Here is a 21,292-nt window from a genome sequence, read left to right on the forward strand (position 1 = left end):
CAAAAGCGAGGCAAGCATGAGCAATGGGCAAAATGCCTGTATTGACGAGGATCAATGCGCGCAACTGGCAAAGGACAATGGCTGGTTGTGGAACCGGGCAGAAGGGCGTTCAGGCCGCAAAACGGCGACGCTTGTTCTGGCCCATGGCGCCGGTGCGCCCATGGACAGTGGTTTCATGAACGACATGGCGGCGCGCCTTGCCGCACAAGGCGTCAACCTGTGGCGCTTCGAGTTTCCTTATATGGCCCAACGCCGCATCGACGGTCGCAAGCGGCCGCCAAATCAGCAGGCGCAGCTGCTCGAAAGCTGGCGGCAGGTGTATGCCAGCCTGCGACCTCATGTCTCTGGCAGCCTGGCCATTGGCGGCAAATCCATGGGCGGGCGCATGGCCAGTCTGGTTGCGGATGAAGTGGGCGCTGATGCGCTGATTTGTCTGGGCTATCCGTTTTACGCAGTGGGCAAACCGCAAAAGCCAAGGGTCGCGCATCTGGCCGAACTGAAAACCCCGAGCCTGATCGTGCAAGGCGAGCGAGACGCATTGGGTAACCGCGAGACGGTCGAAGGCTATGCGTTATCGAAGTCGATTGAATTGCTCTGGTTACCCACCGCCAATCACGATCTCAAGCCGCTGAAGGCGTCCGGCGTTACGTATGAAGAGTGCCTGGCGAATACCGCGCAGCGTATCGGGCAGTTCCTGCTGGCTGAATGACTCACCGGCATTGCAGATCGAACACACCGTCGCTGACTTCAAAGTTAATGGCGGACATGCCGAAACTGAAAAGGCCTTTGATCTGCTGCCGTGCCACGTCGGCTTCGAGAAGGGTGAACTGGCCGGTCTGCAAGTTGGCCGAGTGATAGACCACGTTGCGCCTGCCAGGACTCTCGTTATAGACAATCTTGATCTGCTCATTGGCGACAAGATCATAAGTGCCGGCGGGCAAGTCCCGGTCGAAGAACAAACCGATACTGGTGCGCTTCTGACCCACCTTGCCTTCGGCAATGATCTTCCAGATCCAGTGCCTCGGCGCTTCGGCCAATTCAGGCCGAAGTGTCAGCCGGGCGCGCAAAGACTTGATGACCATGGGCCGCTGATTGACAGCAGCCGCGAAACTTCCCGTGCAGTGGGCGGGCGGAATGGAACGCTTGGCTGGCTTGGCTGGGTTGCTCATGTTCATGCTCTTGACGCACTGGATTGACGTTATCTAAAGGGGCGCCATCCATTCAAGAATGACGCCCCCGGTAATTCAGGATTGAGCTCGGGTCATGCTAGCGCAGGCCAACGCCATTACTGTACTGCGAGTGCTTGGTCTGGACTTCCTGGCCCAATACCAGGTTTTTCACCCAATACCAGGTTCCCAGCAAACTCTGGGAAGTGATGCTCGAAGACCAGTACGTGTTATTGCCCATCGGCCAGCGACTGCCGTAAGCATTGAATATCTCCCGCAGTTCCTCGATAGAGGGAATTCGTGCGCCGGCATTGGCGGCGGCGATGAAGATAGGGTTGGAGGTTCCATTGCCCAGACCGATGCAGTGAACCACGCCAGTTACAGTAACCGTGTAGCTCGCAGTTATGCCCAGCGCATCCGTCACCGAAATGATTGCTTCACCCCTTCCGCGCACCGAAGTCAGCCCGGTTTGGTCAACCACGGCCACCAACGGGTTACTTGAACTGTACACATACGGCGCCTGACCGCCACTGGCGACCCGCTGCAGCGTTGTGCCGTCCGGAAAAGCGGGAAGCAGATCGGGCGCGCCGGGGAGCAAATAGATCTTCCCGGCCAGGGTGACGGGCGAAGCATCGAACTCCAGTGACGGGCTGACGGTCAGCTGCAACGGAGTGGAAACCACCGTGCTGGACGCGCGGGTCGCGGCGTAAGAAACCGTCGCGGGTTGGCCAGCGGTGGCAGTGATAAGGGCTTTGGGAAGATTGAATTCCAGTTGCGCAGCGCTGCCCACCACCTGTGGCGGCGTGTCGTGTGCGCTCACGCCTTTCCAGCTGGCGATTACGCTGTCCGTGGGCTGCATATCTTGGTAGGCAACCCGGACGGTTGCGCCGGATTCGGGGATTTTAGAAGGCACGAGAATACCGGCTGGCCCGACGCCCTCCATGAGCGGTGCGGAAAGGTTACTAAGGCTGCCCACCACTTTCAGCATCAGCGAAGGCGAAGTCTGCACAACCCCTGACGCGCGCTGCACGCTGTAAACCACCTCAATGGTCTGGCCGACGTTGGCGGAGATCACTGCACTGGCAAACACCAGCGACAGCTCTTTGCCGACATCACCCTCCTGAACGACTTTTTCCTTGCTGTCGCTGGCGTTAGCGCCTTTAACGTCGACCCGCACCCAATCATTGCGCTTCAGATTCGCAGTGGCTTGTACCACCACGGTCGCGCCGTTTGCAGTGTCGGCAAGGTAAAGAGTGTCACCCTTTGCTTCCTTGACCTGGGGTACCGGAAGTGGCGTCACCACGGTTTCCTGCACAACAAACGCCAGCCTGGCGGAACGATAGATCTGGCCGTTGCGCTCGACTTCATACCAGACGTTGACCCGGGCATCGAGGCTGGCGACGACAATGCTTTTCAGCACACGGAACACTACTTCGCGGTCTACCGTGCCGCTATTGAGCACCGTATAAGTGCTGTATACGCCATCAGGCGCGCGGCCTTCCCAATGCAGGCTGACTTTGTCGCGGATCGCCATCCCGGTGTAAGGCTGGATACGCACGATGGCTTCCGGGCCGATATTCGCCGGGTCGAGCACGCCATCGGCACTGACGTGGTCCACGCTCGGCGCGGGCAATGGCACGCTGGTGTCCTGACTCACGTTCAAGTCCAGAACCGGCGACTTGAAGAACGCGCGGGTGAAGGTGTTGACCGTGTAATAGACCTGCACCGTGCCTCCGGCCAGCACACTGACCTTGTCCTGAGGGATACGATATTCCAGGGTCTTGCCGACATCGTCGCTGCTCAACGTCCTCAGTTCCTCGTGCAACACATTCGCACCGCTGGCCGTCTTGCCGGACCAGACCAGCGTGACGTCATTGCCATCCGCCATGAAGTAATAAGGCGGCACCAGTGAAACGACATTTTGCGAAGCCGGGTCAAGCACACCGTCTTGTGCCGCCGGGACCTTCGGTGCCTGCAACTCCTGAACTTCGCCGATAACCGTCAGTGACAGACTCTTGGAGCGCAACATCGCGCCGCTGGCTTTCTCCACCGTATATTTCAGGCGCGCCCGGCCTTGAGTAATCGGCACGAACTGCTCGAACGGCACGAAGAACTCCACGAAACTCGATGGGTTCTGCACCGTCTTGGTGATCACGAAAGGCTCCAGCGCCATGCCTTCGGCGGTGTTGCGTTCCACGACTAAGGTAATCTCGTCGCTGCCCGCCATTTGCGGATACGCCAAGACCAATGCCTGAACCGGATTGCCAGCCGCCCGGTCCAGATCCAGCACCGAATTTGGCGCCTGCGGGGTAATCACTGCTGGCAAGCTGGAATTGCCGGCTTCCACTTCAACAAAGGTCGGCAGCGACCAGCGCGACCAATTGTTGACGATATCTCGCACTTCGTAGCGGACCTCCAGCATGTCCGAATCACCGGCCATTTCAATAATCGTCCTCGGCACCGGCACCACCACCGGATGACCGACTTGATCCTCGGATTCAATGGTGTGCAGGACAAACTCACCGTTCCACGACACCGTCACCTTGTCGCCAACTTCCATGTTCAGGTAAGGCATGAGAATCACACTCACCCCATCCGGAGAGGTGATGATGCCAGCGGGGAAAATGCTGGGTTTTAGGAGGGCTTCGTTTTGGTAGGGGGTTGAAGGATCGATGTCGATCCCGCCCGGGATATTGAGTTTGATAGTAATCGGCAAGCGGTCGGATTCGCTTACTGTTCCACCCACGAAGCGCTTGACGGTATACCAGGCATCCACAATCGTATGAATTGTCAGATCAACCGAAATATAACGCTGTGCTACAGGCAAAAGAACAAATGAGCCGGTTCCTTCCGCTGTATCTTCTTCGCGCACGGTATAGTTAGCGATAGGCTCTTCCAGTCCCCCCCAGAATAACTCGATGTAGTCGCTGGCTAACATGCCTGTGTATGGGCCAATGCGCAGCAGCACCGGAATGTTTGGGTCCAGCGTGTCCATGTAGCCAATTCCAGCTGGGTCATTGGTGTTATGAAGTTTGGGTGCGGCCAGTGCTCTTGATTGTTTGGTATTCATAAGTTAAACACTCTTTTTTTGGATTTTAAGTTGCCCGCATAACGGGCTGCCCGAAGCGGCCCGTTATGCGAAATAATTAGTCTGGATAGCAGCCTTCACCCGGCGTGACCATATCGATCAGCACTTTTGCAGGTACCGAAGTTGCCGGCCCGGTAACGCTTTCAACTCTAAAGGTGGCTTCGGCTCGGCCTACACAGACCAAACGTAAGTTGGTATCGGGTACGGTGAACTCATAGTCCTGGGTGGTCTGTTCTTCAGTCAGCGGTTCAGTGATGAACGTGTAAGTTGCTTCCGGAATTTGTGGTCCCGTTACGAACCCACTCCAGCCGTGGAAAATAAAGGTCAGCACGTCGCCAGCCTTGATGTTGACGTACGGCGCGACGATCACCGAGGCGCCATCCGGGTTGAGGATGGCCCCGATAGCGTTCTGATCCGTTAGGCGCAGAAATTGCGGCGCTTTGAGGCCATCTTCGCCACCCGGAAGTTCCCCCAAGCGTCTGACGCTCACGCTTTGTTGCGCGGAGGTCGACGAATTGGGGTTACCCGCTTGGCTAACGGTGTAATAAACCCGAATCTCTTGCCCCGAACCCTCCGCGATGATTAGCGCATTAGGAACCGTCAACAGCAAATCCAGCCCTGCACTGATGTCGGAAGGTTTGATCAGGTAGGAAACCGGTGTGGTTTGCTGGCCCCAGAACAGCTTGATCTCATCGCCCAACACGTAACCGGTCTTCCAAGGGATGATCGCCGTAGCAGGCAGCAGGTAATCGTTTTCGTCGATAACATTGTCGGTGCTGTCCGGATTGTCGCTGCGACCGCGAATGATCGGTGCGGCAGGGTCTACCGGGCCAGGCAAATGCAGCAAGACATTTACGGTTTTCAGAGCCGAGCTGCCGAGTAGGGCGCTGTCGCGTTCCACCTCGTAACGAACATCCACGTCGCCGTCCGGCGTCAGAGCAATGGTGGCGTAGGTGACGGATACGGTGAAAACCGGATTCTCGGTCTCGTCGCCGTCCTCCACCGGAATCGGCGCGAGGCTGTTGGTGCCCCAATACAGGGTGATCAGGTCACCGACCTGTACATCGCCATAATTTGGAATGTCGACCTCGACGCTCATGCGCGCGTCGGTATCACTGATGACGCCGTCATCGGCCTGATCAATAATCGGTGCTGGCAAGTCCAGCGCGGGCTCCTTCAGGGACAGCTGGAAAGCCACTGATTCGGATTGCACCGGGCCATTACCCGCACGGTCGACCAACGTGTAGTAAACGTCTTCATTGACGTCGCCCAACGACTCCAGAAACGTACGGCTGAACGGAATGGTGATCCTTAGCGGTGCCGTGCCGCCACCCGGCACCTCGGTGGGCGCTACCGTATGCAGCGGCCCTTCGGTATTACCCCAGAAGGTTTGAATCACATCGCCAGCCTGGATGCCGAAATATGCAACCACCTCGCCCGGCAGCACATCACCCATAGCGGTCAGTTCTTCGGATGTCAGGCCGTCGATGACCTGGCGTGGAAAGATTAGCGGTGCTATCAATGAACCAGCGCCAGGCTCAACACGATCCAGGATCACATTGAGGGCAGGTGATCTGTTAGGCGTCCCGCCCACGAAGCGCTGTGATTCGTAGGCCAAAGAGTGTTCGCCGTCGACCGAGTCGGCCAGGACCTCAACCGGAATGTCGAGGGTCAATGGCGCACCGGGTACAGGATTGGCTGGTAGCGAGCCTTTCACTCCAATAGGTTTGTCATCCCATATCAATTGGTAGGTGTCGTTATCAAGGCCGTCTTCCCACACCGGGAAAGTTACGCTTACCGCGTTGCCTAATAGCGCAGTCGGCAATAGCCCGTCTTCAAGAAGTGCCGCTATTACGGGCTCGACAAGTGCGCGTGTCCCGCTTCGGTGGCGGCGCTTTACGTGACTGTTTGAATTACACATGGTGCTACTCCATTTAATATGCGTGAGGCCTGTTTAATATGAGGCTGCACGAATTTAAGGTCATAAGTGTCCGCAACTTTTATTTTAAAAGTTGAGGGTGGGTTAGTGGTCTTGCCACTAACGATTCAAGTTTTAGTTTGGAAAAAGACCTGAATCTTTAGCCGCTTTTGACGTAATAGAAAATTCGACTCGCTGTCAACAATGGGTGGTAAATACCTATCCTTTCGAGTAGGAAAATGCCTGGCAACCTGCTGCTGGTGTGCGCATATCTACGTAGGCATCGGCCTTTTGCGACATCACTCGCCCATTGGCACTGCTCACTTCATAACGCGCTTCGGCCCGGCCCAGTTCAATCGCCAGCAACGCGGCATGCTCAACCTTGAAGCGGCAACCCTTGAGCGCCGCGTCTTCATCAAGCGTCACGCTCTGGCTGAAAGTTGCTCCCGCAACCGGATCACCTTCGCTAATGGCATCAAAACCTTTGAAAATCAGGATGACCACATCGCCGATCTTGTAAGAGTTTATCTACAGCTTCGCATAGCACGACAGTAGGTGGCGTTAGACCTCGCGCTTGCCTAGCGGGTGAAGGCTCATTGTTTTCTTCGTGTTGATCATTTATGTGTGCTCCTCAGTGTTTAGCTCAGGCTATCAAAGTGGGCGTGAGCGTTTGATCTCGATGTTTGGGTGGTAGATAGATAGCCTTGGCTGCCTATATTAGAACTAATAGATGTTGGGCCTTTTTGTCAATCTGTGTTTGGATATCTATCGTGGATCAATCTACACCAGACTTACATTCGAAACAGTTCCTACGCTGTGATATTTCAATATTTTGGGAAGCGTCCTACAAGAGTTGTGGGGAAGTCTCCCTGCAGCTATTTCGGGAAGTGCCGATTATCTGCCCCTCTTGTAATTCGGAGAAGCGGGATGTCTTATCGGGAAAAAAAATGCTGCCTGGTCAATGGTTCTATTTTGGGCGTGATGGGTATTTCGTTTGGGATGATGTGCAGTCCGGATATCAATGCGGCGACTCTTAGTAATAATCTTCCTAGAGAGGACGGGCGAGGCTTGATTGATGGGGTAACGTTCAACGTGGATGAGAACACTGCTCCTGACACATATACGGTTAAGAATGGCGGTATTCTGAATATAAATAATGGGGTAGTGAATAGCGTTCTAGTTGACAAATCATCTATGAACGTAAGCTCGGGGGCGGTGTTTGGGGCGTTGACAGTTCAGGGGGGAAGGCTTAATGCAGATATGCTTAACGTGGATAACAAATTAGACGGAGGGCTAACTGTCGCGTCAACTCAAGAAGGGGTTGCGTCAGGGGCATACATAAAAGATAGCTCTATATTGGGTGTAGGTTATGGGGCTACGGTTGGCTGGGATAGTCTGCTTATATTTGATAATTCAAAGGTGGAAGGAGTTAGCTTGCAAAGTGATCCTCGCGGTGGAGGCGCCGGGGTTACCGTGGGTAGCGCTATTCTAAAGCTTCTTAATGGAAGCCAAGCATTGGGTGTCGTTGATGGAATTTTTATCAGTACTAATTTAAGGCCGGGGGGCGAAATTTCGACAGAAGTAAGCGAGGTTGTCATAGATGGTTCAATAGTGAAAGGCGAGCGTGGCGCTGCGATAAAGGTCGCTAAAATCCATAAAACCCCAGCCATCGCCAACATCACCATCCAAAACAACTCAACTCTCTACGGCGGTAATGGCAATTTGCTGGAGGTTGAGGGCGGCAGCACCGCCAACCTCAAAGTCGACGACAGTCGCCTAAACGGCAACCTAACCGCCGATGACACCAGCATCCTCAATGTCACGCTGGAAAACTACGCACAACTCACCGGCAATATCATCAACAGCAACACGTTGGCGATCAATTCCGCAGCAAGTTGGCAGATGGTGGATGACAGCAGCGTCAAGGCTTTGTCCATGAATGGCGGGCGGGTGAGTTTTGGCGAGGGGGCTTTCAGGACCTTGACCCTGGGCGGGTTGTCCGGCAGTGGCACGTTCGATATGCGCATTAACCTGGATAACCATTCCGGGGATTTGCTCAAGGTGAACGGTCAGGCCAACGGTAATCACACGCTGAAAGTGCAAAACACCGGGCTGGAGTTGGTAACGCCTGAAGTTGAGCCATTAATGGTGGTGGATACCGACGGCGGCGATGCGCAGTTTGGTCTGCTGGGTGGCAAGGCGGATCTTGGGGTGTATTCCTACGAACTGGAGCAGCGCGGCGATGACTGGTTTATTGTCGGTTCCGGCAAGACCATCAGCCCGTCAACCCAAAGTGTGCTGGCGCTGTTCAACGCGGCGCCGAACATCTGGAACAGCGAGCTGACTACCTTGCGCAGTCGTATGGGCGAGGTACGCGGCAAGCCACTGGGCGGCGCATGGATGCGCAGCTATGGCAGCCGTTTCAATGCCTCGACCGGCGACGGTGTGAATTACCAGCAGAAGCAGAGCGGTTTGACCCTGGGTGTTGATGCGCCGCTGCAAGTGGGCGTCGGCGAGTTGTCGCTGGGCGTCATGGCCGGTTACAGCAAGAACGACCTGGACCTGAGTCGCGGCACCACGGGCAATGTCGACAGCTACTATGTCGGCGGTTACGGCACCTGGCTGCTGGACGATGGCTACTACCTGGACGGCGTGCTCAAGCTCAACCGCTTTCGCAACGAGTCGAAAGTGGCCATGAGCGATGGCACCAAGGCCAAGGGCGACTACGAAAGCAGCGCTGTCGGTGGCTCGCTGGAGTTCGGCAGGCACATCAACTTTGCCGATGGCTATTTCCTCGAACCTTATGCGCAGCTGTCCAGCGTGTGGGTGCAAGGCGACAGCTACACGCTGGACAACGGCATGCAGGCCAACAACGAGCGTACGCAATCGACGTTGGGCAAAGTCGGGACCTCGGCCGGACGCAGCATCGCCCTCAAGGATGGCGGCGTGCTGACACCTTATCTGCGGGTGGCCATGGCGCAGGAGTTCTCGCGCAGCAATGACGTCAAGGTCAACGACAAGCGCTTCGGCAATGATCTGTCTGGCTCGCGTGTCGAGTTGGGCGCGGGTGTTTCCGTATCGCTGTCGGAGCGGCTGCAGCTGCATGCCGACTTTGATTACATGAAAGGCAAAAACGTCGAGCAGCCATGGGGGGCGAATGTCGGGTTGAAGTTGGCGTTCTAGACCGTCGCGCTGCAATAGGAGCTGAAAAGGATGCCGCCATTTCTTTGAGACGGCGGCATCGCTTGGTTTTCATAAGTCCTGCGGGACAGTATTTTTTCCTCCAGAACCCCGGTGCGTTTCACACCGGGGTTCTTTTTTTCAGAAGCGGTTTTTATCAGGTTTTTTTGCGTACCTGCGGATCATATTGCGCTTGCGTTGCCGTTGCCTGGGAGTCACCGGTGAGTTGCGGTTGACCGTGACCACCAACGCCGGCGAGGTGCCGATCAAATGCTGGTCCCGATAAACCTCGAAGTACAGATCCACCAACCCGTATTGCACGCACTCAATAAAGTGATAACTGATGCACAGCACGCGCACCACGCTGTTTGAATTTACGTGCTTGAGCAATATGGGAGTCGAGGAGCTGTTGACGCCCCAGTAGAACACCAGCTCGTCGCCGAACACCATCTTGGCTGATCCTGGGATATGGACGCAGACACCCGTGTGCACTTCCTCATAACTGATTGCGTCGGGTTTTACATGCGGCAGAAAAGGCGCTTTCAGACTGTCCGAGATATCCCCTAAGGCCGGTTTGGTTCGCGGTATATCGACATTGGTGCTGGGTGTTTCCTGCTGCTTGTTTTTGTCGGTGTTGTTGGTTGGAGGCGTTTCTTCCATTTGATTGTTTTCCTGGATTGTTATTGGTTAGTTTGATGTTGGAACTCATCAGTGCCGCTCATGGCGGTTTTTTTTGGCGCATTACATTGCTTCAGCGCGCAGTCGTCAAGTCAGAATATTTCTCCGAAAACTGGCGCTGCTGACTTTTTTATTGTTTCCTTGAGCGACATAAAAGGGCAGTTCTTCCAGTTGTGAGTTTTAGGTATAGTGCAGGAATTACAGGGGGTAAATCTGTTGTCTTGAAAGTGGTTGTAGGAGCTGAAGAGGCATATCTGTAGGTTAAGTACTACAATTGTTGCCGGAGAAGAACTAATACTGGGGCCGAAATTTTCAGGTTTTATAGTCCTAGGAAATTTCACTCAATGGATTAATATTAATCCCGCACGCAAATGCGTGCAGGATTAATAAGTTTTAATGCATTTGAGTGCAAAGTTTGATCAGAATTGCAGCGTTAAATCCACCGACTCCGCGAGAATGGAGCGATTACCGGCTCGGTCGGTGATCTGGTAGGTGATGTTGACCGCGTCGATTTCGAGACTTTGCAGGAATTCCCGAGGGAAGGAGATTGCCATGGACTTGGTCAGGTCCTCGGTCTGAATCAGATAAGAAGGACCATTGGCACCATTGCAAATAGTCTGAATAAGATCGCCTGCCTGCATGCCAGCGTAACCCGGCATCCGGCCAATCAACCTGTCGCCGAAATTGACCTGGGGGAATACCAAGGCCGCGAGCATTGCAGCGCCGGGGGCGGTGCGGTCGATGCGGATGGTGGTGACTTCTGAGTTTTCAGAAACCCCGTTCTCTGCATTCGTCGCCCGGTAGCCGATGGTATAGCTGCCATCCTCCTTGAGTTGGGTCGCCAGCGGGATAGTGAGCGAAAACTCGGTGGCCTCATCGGGAACCGTCACCGGCTCGCCCACCAGCACACCGTTGATCATCAGCTGATTGGTGTCGATGCCGAGGTGTGCGCCGAGCCATACGGGGAAATAGATAACGATGTCGGTGTTCAAGTCGTCGACGGCGATCAAGCCATCAGCTTGTGCGACTGGAATGCTGGGGGCGTCAAGGGCATAAGTATGTGCGGTGGTTTTATAGTTTCGATTCGAATGTCGGTTTAGGCGTGTTGCGTCGTCGCCCCCTAAAGTCAGTTCTACAGATTGCGCGAGCATCGACTGATTACCCGCTCGATCGGTGACGTGATAGGTAATGTTGACCTTATCGCTGTGAAGGCTTTCGAGGAATTCACGGGTAAGGGTGATCTCGATGGGGAGCGTGGTCAGATTTTCGGCGATGATAATGTAGGCAGGGCCTTCGGCTGTATTGCAGAGGGTCTGAATGGTGTCACCCACTTCCATGCCGATATAGCCGGGGATTTTGCCGGTGACATTCGCCAGTGAAATACTCGGCAGAAGTATGGGGGCGAGCAGCGGTCCGCCGGCTGGCGTGCGATCAATACGAATCGAAGTTTGCTCAGAAGGCCGGCCACCACCTCCAGGTGATGCAATCACTAAGTAGCCAACCGTATAGCTCTTATCTTGGTCCAGATTTGTGAGGGGAATTGCCGCCGTTAGTACAGTCCCCTCATCAGGTACTGGATCAGGGAGTACGATCTTCGTACCCACAGGCGCTTCATCCAGAGTCAGTTGAAATCCATCGTCGAGCATCGCGAAAGGCCACACGGGTAGCGTGACAATCAGGTCGCTAGTGAGATCGCTTAATTTGATAAGTCCGTCGGTCTCTGCGGCGGGTACATTAGGTGCGAGAAGTTCGTTGTTTTTGTTCATGTCGTTCTCCATCGTGCGCAGTAACAATCTGCACAATTAATTAGATTTAAAGGCCAAGCGTTCCACCCTTAAGGCAGTCACCAATCACTCGACCTGAAACCCAACTAATCCCACTCCAACGCAGCGGTCAACACCCATTTCACCCTAAAGTCCACCAACTATCTACTTTCAGAACAGCCCTACAACCCACTTCCTCAATTGTGTAGTCCACACTTAATTAATCAAACTGCAACTCAAAAAAAACCAACAAAAAACCCCAATAAACCAGGTTCATTGGGGTTCTTTTATTGCGTGCGGAAACTACCGATTAAACCGCTCCACCAACGAATACTGCGAATGGGCAGTGTTGGTCAGTTCGCCGCTCAGGGTTGCCGAGCGTTGCGCTTCTTCGGAGGTTTGGTCGGCCAGGTGGGAGATGGTGGCGATGTTGCGGCTGATCTCTTCGGCCACCGAGCTTTGCTCTTCGGTCGCGGCTGCGATCTGGGTGGTCATGTCGGTGATGTTGGCCACGGCTTCGCTGATGCCGATCAGCGCTTGGTCGGCTTCGAGGACCTTGGCGACGCCTTCTTCGGCCTGGCGATGGCCGGAGTTCATGGTTTGCACGGCGGCGTTGGCGGTCTGTTGCAGCTTGGCGATGAGGCCGTGGATCTGGCCGGTGGACTCGGTGGTGCGTTGCGCCAGTTGGCGGACTTCGTCGGCGACGACTGCAAAGCCACGACCCATTTCCCCGGCGCGTGCGGCTTCGATGGCCGCATTGAGAGCCAGCAGGTTGGTCTGGTCGGCGATGCCTTTGATGACGTCGACCACGCCACCGATTTCATCGCTGTCTTTAGCCAGTTGCGTCACGGTCAGGCCGGTTTCGCCCACGGAAGTGGACAGGCGCTGAATGGCTTCGCGGGTTTCCCCGGCGATGTCCCGGCCGCGACGCGTCAGCTCGTTGGCTTGCTGCGTAGCGTCAGCGGTGCGTTGTACGTGGCTGGCGACTTCCTGAGTGGTGGCGGCCATCTGGTTGATGGCGGTGGCCACTTGCTCGGTTTCGATCCGCTGGCGCTCCAGGCCTGAGGAGCTGGCGTGGGCCAGGGTATTGGACTGACGAGCCTGGGAGTTGAGTTGGTTGGCGGTGTCCTGCAAGCGCGTCAGGCAGGTTTTCATCCGCGCTTCCTGGCTGAGGATCGACATCTCCAGACGTGCCTGCGGGCCACGGCTGTCGGTGTACATCTGCGCGATCAGCGGGTCGGATGTGGTTTGTTCAGCCAGACGCAACAGGCGCTTGATGCCCCGCTGTTGCCAGGTCAGGCCCAACAGGCCCAGCGGCACCGACAGCCCGGCTGCCAAGGCGAAACCCCAGTGGGAATTCAACCAGACACCGATCAGGAAACTCAGTTGGCTGACCATGATGAAGGGCAGCCAGTCCTGTAGCAGCGGCAGCCACTTGTCACGACGTGGGATCGCCGACTTGCCGTTGTTCAGGCGGCCATACAGCGCTTCGGCACGTTGAACCTGCTCGGCGGTGGGTTTGACCCGAACCGATTCGAAGCCGACTACCTGCTGATTCTCAAACATCGGTGTGACGTAAGCGTTGACCCAGTAATGGTCGCCGTTTTTACTGCGATTCTTGACGATGCCCATCCACGGCTGACCGCTTTTCAGTGTCGTCCACATATGTTCGAAAACGGCGGCAGGCACGTCGGGATGGCGAACGGTGTTGTGTGGCGCCTTGAGCAGTTCTTCCCGGGAGAAGCCACTGATCTCAACGAACGCGTCGTTGCAATAGGTGATGACACCACGGGCGTCAGTAGTTGAGATCAACCGTTGATCGGCCGGAAACGTCCGTTCGCGTTGGGTGATGGGCTGGTTATTACGCATGAGCTTCGATCCGCTAGGCTTTGGGATGCTATCGGCACTAATACCAATACATTGAGCCTGTGGTCGAAATGACCAGATAGCCACTAGTGGAACTAAGCGGTCTACCGATCAAACATGGGGTAAGTGAAAAAGCTGAAATGCACGAGATTGACGCCGAAGTGGGTAATGACCGCTGCCGGCAATCCACCAAAGCGAAAGGCCATGCCGTAGCCAACCCCCGCCAGGCCAGCAAGCAGGACCCATTGCCAGCCGCTGCCAAAATGCGCCAGGCCGAAAAGCAGCGCTGCGCAGCCGAGCGCCAGTGTGCTCCCATAACGCAGCGGTTTGAACAGCCGTTGCAGGCCGCCCTGAATATAAGCGCGAAACAGCAGCTCTTCGGTCAGGGTCACCAATAACAGATTGTTCGCCAGCCACAGTGAGCTTTTCGCCGGCCAGGTCGGGTCCCAACCGATAAGCCCCAATGCCATTGCGGTGCTCAGGCAGACGAACGCGGTGCCCGGCAGCGTTAATGATGTCGTCTTGACGACTTGCCCGATGGTGACGTTGCGCAGCAGCCACGGGCAGGCCAGCAGAATCCAGAATCCGATCAGCGGTTTATCCAGATTCAGGTACATGGAAAACGGTGCGGATTGCGGCGTCAGTCGTTGCGCCGCAATTACCCGTTCGCTGAAGAAACCCGGCAGCCAGTGGCTGGCCAGTGCTATCGCCAGTGCGATGAACAGACCATGACCAAAGCCCATCACCGCGCGCTGTTTGAACTGCGTGACGCAGATCCCGGCCATGACCAACAGTGCAAAGGTGACGATGGCCGGCAGGCTGAAATGACCATAAGCAATGGCCAGGCCATACCCCAGGGTCAGTAACGTCAGGCTGGTCCAGCGCGTGGCAAACATGTGGAGTTCCTTGAGTCCATTCAGTCGAGGCTTGGGCGCAGATGCCCACACCCGAATCGAGGGGCAGATGCCGGCGCCAAGCTTCACTGATCGGCAAGGAAAATTTCCAGTTGTTTGTCAGTTTTTTCTGAGAGAAATGGTTGTCGGATATTTCCCTGTGATGTTTTTCTGCATCGAGTAGGAGGCGGCCTCACAGCCGCCGTCCTCTCACACCACCGTACGTACGGTTCCGTATACGGCGGTTCAGGTTATGCGGATAAACCGTTGATCGTATCCAGTATCGAGACCAGCCCAAGCCGATCCCACAGCTTCTTCGGCAGCGCCTGATTCATATGTGACGCTCCCGAGTTCCACCATGGGCCACGGCCATTGAACGCTGATTTGCAAGCCCGCTCTTCTTTGAGTCCCAGGCGTATCAGGCTGCGCGCCCTCGTTGAGGGCCACTTCCATTGACGCCATAGGACGCATCGAAGTCTGCGTCGGACCCAGCCGTCCAGTTCCTCAAGTGGTTTCCTGCTCTGGCTGAACTTGAAATAGCCTGCCCAACCGCGCAACACCGGGTTGATTCGCTCGATGATCGTAGCCATCTTGCAACCCTGTGCGCCTTGCAGCAGCTCTTTGAGCCGGTCGCGCAAGCGATTTAGGCTCATCGACGCCACTTTCAGCCTCGGCTGTTTATGCCAGCTCATCCCATAACCCAAGTAATCACAGACCCAGGGCCGCGCCACACGGCTCTTCTTCCGATTCAGCGCTAGTTTCAGCCGCTGATTCAGGAAGCGCTCAACCCCGGCCAACACCCGTTCGCCAGCACGACGGCTACGCACATAAATGTTCGCATCATCGGCATACCGCACGAAGCGATGACCCCGTCGCTCCAGCTCACGGTCAAGTTCGTTGAGCAGGATGTTCGACAGCAACGGCGAGAGCGGGCCGCCTTGCGGCGTCCCCTCCTGCCGTCGGCTGACGATCCCGCCCGACATGACTCCAGCCTCGAGGTAGCGGCGGATCAGCCTGAGCACTTGCTTGTCTTCGACTTGACGCTCGACGTAGGCCATCAATACATCGTGATTGACCCGATCAAAGAACTTCTCCAGATCGAGCTCCACGCACCAGCGGTGACCCGCCGCCACATGGGCACGGGCTGTTTCGATGGCTTGATGAGCGCTTCTACCCGGACGAAAACCGTAGCTGTAATCCGAGAACAGAGGATCGAAAATCGGCGTGAGCTGCTGTAGCAAAGCCTGTTGGATCAGACGGTCCACGACACAGGGGATGCCTAGCTGCCGTGTTCCACCTTTGGGTTTAGGGATTTCGACGGCGCGCACACCTTGCGGGTGATACTCGCCGGCCAGCAACCGAGCCTTGAGGATCGGCCAATACTGATTCGTGTAGTCCGCCAGTTGCTCCACCGTCATGCCGTCGGCACCCGGTGCGCCCTTGTTGCTGACCACGCGTTGATACGCACGCCGCAGGTTGGCGGGTGCAAGCACCCGCTCCATCAGCGTGTCCGGCTCCGCGTTCGTCCACGTCACAGACGCCGCCGATGCCTGCGCACTGCCAGCCGCAAGCCCTGGATTCTGTCCAGAACTTGGGGTTACAGCCCTCTTGTCGAGAGATTTCTGCTTTTCGGACATTCGACGAGACTCTGACGTCTACTGGCGGCATAACCTGTTCGGCCCTTCATCGGCCCGGTTACGGCGATTACTACGGCTTCAGCTGACTTCTGCACACTCATCCCGTCGCCTCTCGGCGCTCGGTAGCACAGTGGCAAGCATGCAGATCTCCCAGGGTAATTCGCGCGACCTTCCTGCTTATGCCTGTCGGATATACGTCACAGCGTTCCGTGCAAGTATTGGGCTTTGACGATTATGGCCGTCTTACCCCACTGTGCCGCCTCATCCGCTTCCTGTTCGTCAGGCCAGCATTTTGCCTCGGGCTTCCTTCAGATTCGCAGTCACCCGCGACACCCTTGCCTCTGGCTAACACTTCCCCTTGCCGGGTGTGTAGAGGACTTTCACCTCCAAGTCGTTTGGCTCACCACCACAGTGAGCTAAACAGCGCCAGTCACGGCGCTACGCGCCATGCCTGGCGCACCATAAAAAAGGCCGCTTGCAATAAGCGGCCTTGATTTAGATGCAGCGTTTTATTCCTTGATGGTGGGTACCTGGCGCGGCGCCATGAAGTACATCCAGGTCAGGGCGATGAAGTACATGGCCGGGATCATGGTGAAGAGCACGTTGTAATTGTTGTTGGTCGCCGTCAGGACGGCGCCGACGATCTGGGTCATGAACATGCCGCCAATTGCTGCGCACATGCCGCCGAAACCGAACACCGTGCTGATCAGATGCTTGGGCGTGTAGTCCATCACCAGGCTCCAGATATTCGCGGTCCAGGCTTGGTGCGCACCGACTGCCAAAGCGATGGCCAGTACCGCGACCCAGAGACCGCTGGCGTTGGCGGCGAAGATCACGCTAATGATGGTGATCGCAAATACCAGCATGGACAGCAATCGCGCGGTAATCGGGCGCATGCCACGGCCGATCAGCCAGGACGAAAGAATCCCGCCGCCGATGCTGCCGAAATCCGCCGTCAGCCAGATGAGGATCAACGGGATACCCATTTGCGTGACGCTGATCCCCAGGTTGTATTGCTGCTTGAGGAAGGGCGGCAGCCAATAGAGGTAAAACCAGAACACCGGCGCGGTCAGCGAATACGCCAGGGCGAAGGCCCAGGTGCCGCGCATTTTCAGGATGTGTGTGAACGGAACCTTGACCGGCTCGGGTTCCACAGCCTTGTGAATGTAGTCCAGTTCAGCCTGGCTGACGGTTGGATGCTCGTCCGGGTTGAAATATTTCAGGCGCCAGATCACCACCCAGCTCAAACCGAGAAGTCCCATGCACAGAAACGCAGCCTGCCAGCCCCAAACCGTCAGGATGATAGGCAGCAGGGCCGGGGTCACCATGGCGCCGACGTTGGTGCCGGCGTTGAAGATGCCGGTCGCAATGGCGCGTTCGCCAGCTGGGAACCACAGCCGGGTGGTCTTTACGCAGGCCGGATAGTTGGCGGCTTCGGTCAGGCCGAGAATGAAACGACAGACCATGAATCCTGCGGCGGATGTCGCCAGGCCGTGGGCGCCAGTGGCCACGCTCCAGAGTAAAACCGCGAGGAAGAACGCGCGTTTGACGCCGACCTTGTCGATTAATCGACCTTGCAACAGGAACCCTGCGGCGTAGCCGACCTGGAACCAGAAGTTGATATTGGCGTAGTCCATCGCCGTCCAGCCCATCTCCTTGGCGAGGACGGGCTGCATGACCCCCAGCGCAGCGCGGTCGATGTAGTTCAGGGTCGTGGCGAAGAACACCAGGGCGAGCATGCCCCAGCGAGTCTTGCCCACGGCCATGGCGCCACGGATTTTCTCGCCGATACCGGCCTGAGGGTGCGCGGTCTTGGCCGTCGTTGCAGAGGAATGTGTCGAAAGCATGGTCTGGCCATCCGTTCAAGGACCGCGGCATGGGCCACGATCGAACTGAAAAGGCGACTCGAATCAGGGCCGTTGACGGGCCGTGGGCGATCCCGCAGGCGTCAGTCCTGCAAGGGCCATTCTTCGAGGGCGCTGGATTTTAATCAGGCGAAGCGCGATCCGATACCCGTCGGGCGGGTAATAAAAGAGCATTCAACTGATTGGGTCGACGAGGCCGATGATCGGGGCGGGTGGCCGCAAGGGCAAATAGTGCTGTTGCGTTGAGCGTTCATGGCGATTGACCGTCTTATTGAAATTGTTATGGGGCTGTTTGAACCAGGCATCTGAGGCAGCTTGCAACGTTGCCTACATGAGCGGTTACGACGTCAGGATTAACCTTGTCCGACAATGTGGAGCTGATCTTGGGCAATCACGACCCGCACCGTCAATTGGCTGAAAAGGGTTTTGGGCGATTATCGAACGTAAAACTAACCAGTTGGTACATTTAATTTGCGGTAGCGGTTTGCGAGGCGAATAATTCGTTCAGACGCATCAACGCGCGATCCGCAGAGGTCGCGATCTCAAAGGAGTACAAGCATGCAACGTTCGATTGCCACCGTTTCCTTGAGCGGGACCCTGCCGGAAAAACTTGAAGCCATTGCTGCCGCCGGTTTCGACGGGGTGGAGATTTTCGAGAACGATCTTTTGTATTACGACGGCAGCCCACGCCATGTTCGGCAGCTGTGCGCCGATCTGGGCATTGCCATCACCTTGTTCCAGCCGTTTCGCGACTTCGAAGGCTGCCGCCGGGAACGTCTGCAACGCAATCTCGACCGCGCCGAGCGCAAGTTCGATCTGATGCAGGAGTTGGGCACTGATCTGGTGTTGGTGTGCAGCAATGCGGCGGCGGATTCCCTTGGCGACGAAAACATTCTGCGTGATGACCTGAGCCTGCTGGCCGAGCGGGCCGGTGCCCGACAGTTGCGGGTGGGGTACGAAGCGCTGGCCTGGGGCCGCCATGTGAATACCTGGCAACAGGTGTGGAATCTGGTGCGTCAAGTCGATCATCCGGCACTCGGCGTATTGCTCGACAGCTTCCACACCTTGTCGCTCAAGGGCGATCCGAGTGGCATCGCGCAAATCCCCGGCGACAAGATCTTTTTTGTGCAGATGGCCGACGCACCGGTGCTGGCCATGGACGTGCTGGAATGGAGCCGGCATTTTCGCTGTTTCCCCGGCCAGGGCGAATTCGACCTGCCGGGCTTTCTCGCGCCGATCCTGCAAAGTGGTTACACGGGGCCGCTGTCCCTGGAAATTTTCAACGACGGCTTCCGCGCCGCGCCGCCTCGGGCCAATGCGGCCGATGGCCTGCGCTCGTTGCTGTACCTGGAAGAAAAGACCCGCTTGTTGCTCGAAAAGCAACAAAAGCCAGCTCCTCAGGATCTGCTGTTCAGCCCGCCGCCCGCCAGTGCCTACAACGGCGTCGAGTTTCTGGAGTTCGCCGTGGATGACGCCCAGGGCGCGAAACTCTCCGGCTGGCTGGAAAACCTCGGGTTCGCCAAACTGGGCCAGCACCGCTCCAAAGCCGTCAGCCTGTTGGGGCAGGGCGATATCAAAATCGTGCTCAACGCTGAACCCTATTCGTTCGCCCACAGTTTCTTCGAAGCCCACGGCCCTTCGTTGTGCGCCACCGCATTGCGCGTCGACGACGGCGCTTCGTCGCTGGAGCGGGCCAGGGTCTACAAAGGTCAGCCGTATCGCGGGCTGGTCGGGCCCAACGAGCGGGAAATTCCCGCCGTGCGCGCACCGGATGGCAGCCTGATTTATCTCGTCGAGCCGGCTCAACCGGGCCAGTCGATCTACGACAGCGATTTCATCATCAACCCTGATGCTGAACAGGGTGGCGGTTTGCAGCACATCGATCACATGGCCATGGCTTTGCCAGCCGACAGTCTCGACAGCTGGGTGCTGTTCTATAAAACCGTGCTGGATTTCGAGGCCGACGACGAAGTGGTACTGCCGGACCCTTATGGGCTGGTGAAAAGCCGGGCGTTGCGCAGCCGTTGCAGCACGGTGCGCTTGCCGCTGAACATCTCGGAAAACCGCAACACGGCCATTTCCCACGCGTTGTCGAGCTATCGCGGCTCGGGCGTGCACCACATCGCTTTTGACTGCGAAGACATCTTCGCCCAGGTCAGCCGCGCGAAAGAGGCGGGCGTGCAATTGCTGGATATCCCGCTCAATTACTACGACGATCTGGCCGCGCGTTTCGACTTCGACGACGAATTTCTCAGCGAACTGGCGTATTACAACGTGCTGTACGACCGCGACGCCCAAGGTGGCGAATTGTTTCACGTGTACACCGAGTCATTCGACGATCGATTCTTCTTCGAAATCCTCCAGCGCAAGAACGGTTATGTCGGTTACGGCGCCGCAAACGTGGCGGTGCGTCTGGCGGCGATGGCCAAGGCACGCAGCGGCGCGGCACGGCAAGCCCGACTTTGATTGAGTCGCTGATTGAACGGCTGCGTCAGGGACGGGATCTTTGGCGCAGTCGCCTGCATAATGCACGCGGCCAATCGTTTATCCGAACCGTGAATCAATAATGAAAACTACCGACGACAGTCTCGCCGAAGCGCCTTTGCCGGTACCCGTCAAGGGCCGCAAGAACAACCCGGAAAAGACCCGTGACAATATCCTGCAAGCCGCCATTGTCGAGTTTGTCGCGCAAGGGCTGTCCGGCGCGCGTGTCGATGCCATCGCTGAGCGCACGCATACCTCGAAACGGATGATCTATTACTACTTCAACAGCAAAGAGCAGCTTTACGCTGAAGTGCTGGAGAAGCTCTACGGCGATATTCGTCGCACCGAAACCGGGCTGAATCTGGATGCGCTGGAACCCATGCAGGCCATCCAGCGTCTGGTGGAATTCACCTTCGACCACCACGACCGCAACGTCGATTTCGTGCGTATCGTCTGCATCGAAAATATCCATAACGGCGAAAACGTCAAACAATCGCCGACGATCCGCGCCTTGAGCCAGAACATCGTCGAGACGCTCGACAAGCTACTGCGGCGCGGTGAGAGCGAAGGCATCTTTCGCCAGGGCGTGGACGCTATCGATCTGCACCTGATGATCAGTTCGTTCTGCTTCTATCGGATCTCGAACCGCCACACCTTCTCGGAAATCTTCCAGATCGATCTGGTGGACGAACAGGTCAAGCAGCGCCACAAGGACATGATCTGCGATTCAGTGACGCGCTACCTGCGGCCTTGA

Annotated in this window: 13 protein-coding genes and 1 pseudogene; 4 read left to right on the forward strand and 10 right to left on the reverse strand. The window is 56.6% G+C overall.

The features are described from left to right. Nucleotides 1–16: 16 nt before the first annotated feature. Nucleotides 17–709 carry an alpha/beta family hydrolase gene (locus AABC73_RS09070; protein ID WP_341523291.1) on the forward strand — a complete coding sequence of 231 codons (693 nt, stop codon included), beginning with the start codon at nt 17–19 and terminating at the stop codon, nt 707–709. Between the two features lies 1 nt (nt 710). On the opposite strand, the gene AABC73_RS09075 is transcribed toward AABC73_RS09070, so the two are convergent. The 4 genes from AABC73_RS09075 to AABC73_RS09090 form a co-directional block, all read right to left on the reverse strand. Then, on the reverse strand, nt 711–1,169 hold the full coding sequence (locus tag AABC73_RS09075) for a hypothetical protein (protein WP_341523292.1): 459 nt from the start codon (nt 1,167–1,169) through the stop codon (nt 711–713). Nucleotides 1,170–1,266: 97 nt separating this feature from the next. Continuing rightward, a complete protein-coding gene (locus AABC73_RS09080; RefSeq protein WP_341523293.1) occupies nt 1,267–4,236 on the reverse strand; it encodes a hypothetical protein in 2,970 nt (989 codons plus the stop codon). Between the two features lie 76 nt (nt 4,237–4,312). Then, nucleotides 4,313–6,175, reverse strand: a complete 1,863-nt coding sequence (locus tag AABC73_RS09085; RefSeq protein WP_341523294.1) for an addiction module component — start codon at nt 6,173–6,175, stop codon at nt 4,313–4,315. A 216-nt stretch (nt 6,176–6,391) separates the two neighbouring features. Further along, nucleotides 6,392–6,676, reverse strand: coding sequence for a hypothetical protein (locus AABC73_RS09090; RefSeq protein WP_341523295.1), 285 nt, complete (start codon nt 6,674–6,676; stop codon nt 6,392–6,394). A gap of 1,107 nt (nt 6,677–7,783) precedes the next feature. Here AABC73_RS09090 and AABC73_RS09095 point away from each other — a divergent pair. Continuing rightward, entirely contained in the window at nt 7,784–9,355 is a 1,572-nt protein-coding gene (locus AABC73_RS09095) for an autotransporter outer membrane beta-barrel domain-containing protein (RefSeq protein WP_341523296.1), read from the forward strand. A 138-nt stretch (nt 9,356–9,493) separates the two neighbouring features. Here the strand turns inward: AABC73_RS09095 and AABC73_RS09100 are convergent, their stop codons facing one another. From AABC73_RS09100 to AABC73_RS09125, 6 genes and pseudogenes are all read right to left on the reverse strand, one after another. Then, on the reverse strand, nt 9,494–10,012 hold the full coding sequence (locus AABC73_RS09100; protein WP_341523297.1) for a hypothetical protein: 519 nt from the start codon (nt 10,010–10,012) through the stop codon (nt 9,494–9,496). 437 nt (nt 10,013–10,449) lie between these two features. Continuing rightward, nucleotides 10,450–11,796 carry a hypothetical protein gene (locus tag AABC73_RS09105; protein WP_341523298.1) on the reverse strand — a complete coding sequence of 449 codons (1,347 nt, stop codon included), beginning with the start codon at nt 11,794–11,796 and terminating at the stop codon, nt 10,450–10,452. A 300-nt stretch (nt 11,797–12,096) separates the two neighbouring features. Then, nucleotides 12,097–13,662 carry a PAS domain-containing methyl-accepting chemotaxis protein gene (locus AABC73_RS09110; RefSeq protein ID WP_341523299.1) on the reverse strand — a complete coding sequence of 522 codons (1,566 nt, stop codon included), beginning with the start codon at nt 13,660–13,662 and terminating at the stop codon, nt 12,097–12,099. Nucleotides 13,663–13,763: 101 nt separating this feature from the next. Next, complete coding sequence (locus AABC73_RS09115; protein ID WP_341523300.1) at nt 13,764–14,555, reverse strand: CPBP family intramembrane glutamic endopeptidase; 792 nt, start codon at nt 14,553–14,555, stop codon at nt 13,764–13,766. A gap of 248 nt (nt 14,556–14,803) precedes the next feature. Continuing rightward, a pseudogene (gene ltrA / locus AABC73_RS09120) lies at nt 14,804–16,220 on the reverse strand (group II intron reverse transcriptase/maturase). Nucleotides 16,221–16,698: 478 nt separating this feature from the next. After that, nucleotides 16,699–18,036 (reverse strand): MFS transporter, encoded by a 1,338-nt coding sequence (locus AABC73_RS09125; protein ID WP_341523301.1) that lies wholly within the window; start codon nt 18,034–18,036, stop codon nt 16,699–16,701. A 576-nt stretch (nt 18,037–18,612) separates the two neighbouring features. Between AABC73_RS09125 and quiC the strand changes: the two genes are divergently transcribed. Then, a complete protein-coding gene (gene quiC / locus AABC73_RS09130; protein ID WP_341523302.1) occupies nt 18,613–20,520 on the forward strand; it encodes a 3-dehydroshikimate dehydratase QuiC in 1,908 nt (635 codons plus the stop codon). 100 nt (nt 20,521–20,620) lie between these two features. Next, nucleotides 20,621–21,292 (forward strand): TetR/AcrR family transcriptional regulator, encoded by a 672-nt coding sequence (locus AABC73_RS09135; protein WP_341523303.1) that lies wholly within the window; start codon nt 20,621–20,623, stop codon nt 21,290–21,292.

This window comes from Pseudomonas sp. G.S.17, assembly GCF_038096165.1.
GTDB lineage: Bacteria > Pseudomonadota > Gammaproteobacteria > Pseudomonadales > Pseudomonadaceae > Aquipseudomonas.

What these genes read in the sequence shown, in the direction of transcription:
- AABC73_RS09070 (WP_341523291.1), top strand. Translation starts at nt 17, where the DNA reads ATGAGCAATGGGCAAAATGCCTGTATTGACGAGGATCAATGCGCGCAA.
- AABC73_RS09075 (WP_341523292.1), bottom strand. Translation starts at nt 1,169, where the DNA reads ATGAGCAACCCAGCCAAGCCAGCCAAGCGTTCCATTCCGCCCGCCCAC.
- AABC73_RS09080 (WP_341523293.1), bottom strand. Translation starts at nt 4,236, where the DNA reads ATGAATACCAAACAATCAAGAGCACTGGCCGCACCCAAACTTCATAAC.
- AABC73_RS09085 (WP_341523294.1), bottom strand. Translation starts at nt 6,175, where the DNA reads ATGTGTAATTCAAACAGTCACGTAAAGCGCCGCCACCGAAGCGGGACA.
- AABC73_RS09100 (WP_341523297.1), bottom strand. Translation starts at nt 10,012, where the DNA reads ATGGAAGAAACGCCTCCAACCAACAACACCGACAAAAACAAGCAGCAG.
- AABC73_RS09105 (WP_341523298.1), bottom strand. Translation starts at nt 11,796, where the DNA reads ATGAACAAAAACAACGAACTTCTCGCACCTAATGTACCCGCCGCAGAG.
- AABC73_RS09110 (WP_341523299.1), bottom strand. Translation starts at nt 13,662, where the DNA reads ATGCGTAATAACCAGCCCATCACCCAACGCGAACGGACGTTTCCGGCC.
- AABC73_RS09115 (WP_341523300.1), bottom strand. Translation starts at nt 14,555, where the DNA reads ATGTTTGCCACGCGCTGGACCAGCCTGACGTTACTGACCCTGGGGTAT.
- AABC73_RS09125 (WP_341523301.1), bottom strand. Translation starts at nt 18,036, where the DNA reads ATGCTTTCGACACATTCCTCTGCAACGACGGCCAAGACCGCGCACCCT.
- quiC (WP_341523302.1), top strand. Translation starts at nt 18,613, where the DNA reads ATGCAACGTTCGATTGCCACCGTTTCCTTGAGCGGGACCCTGCCGGAA.
- AABC73_RS09135 (WP_341523303.1), top strand. Translation starts at nt 20,621, where the DNA reads ATGAAAACTACCGACGACAGTCTCGCCGAAGCGCCTTTGCCGGTACCC.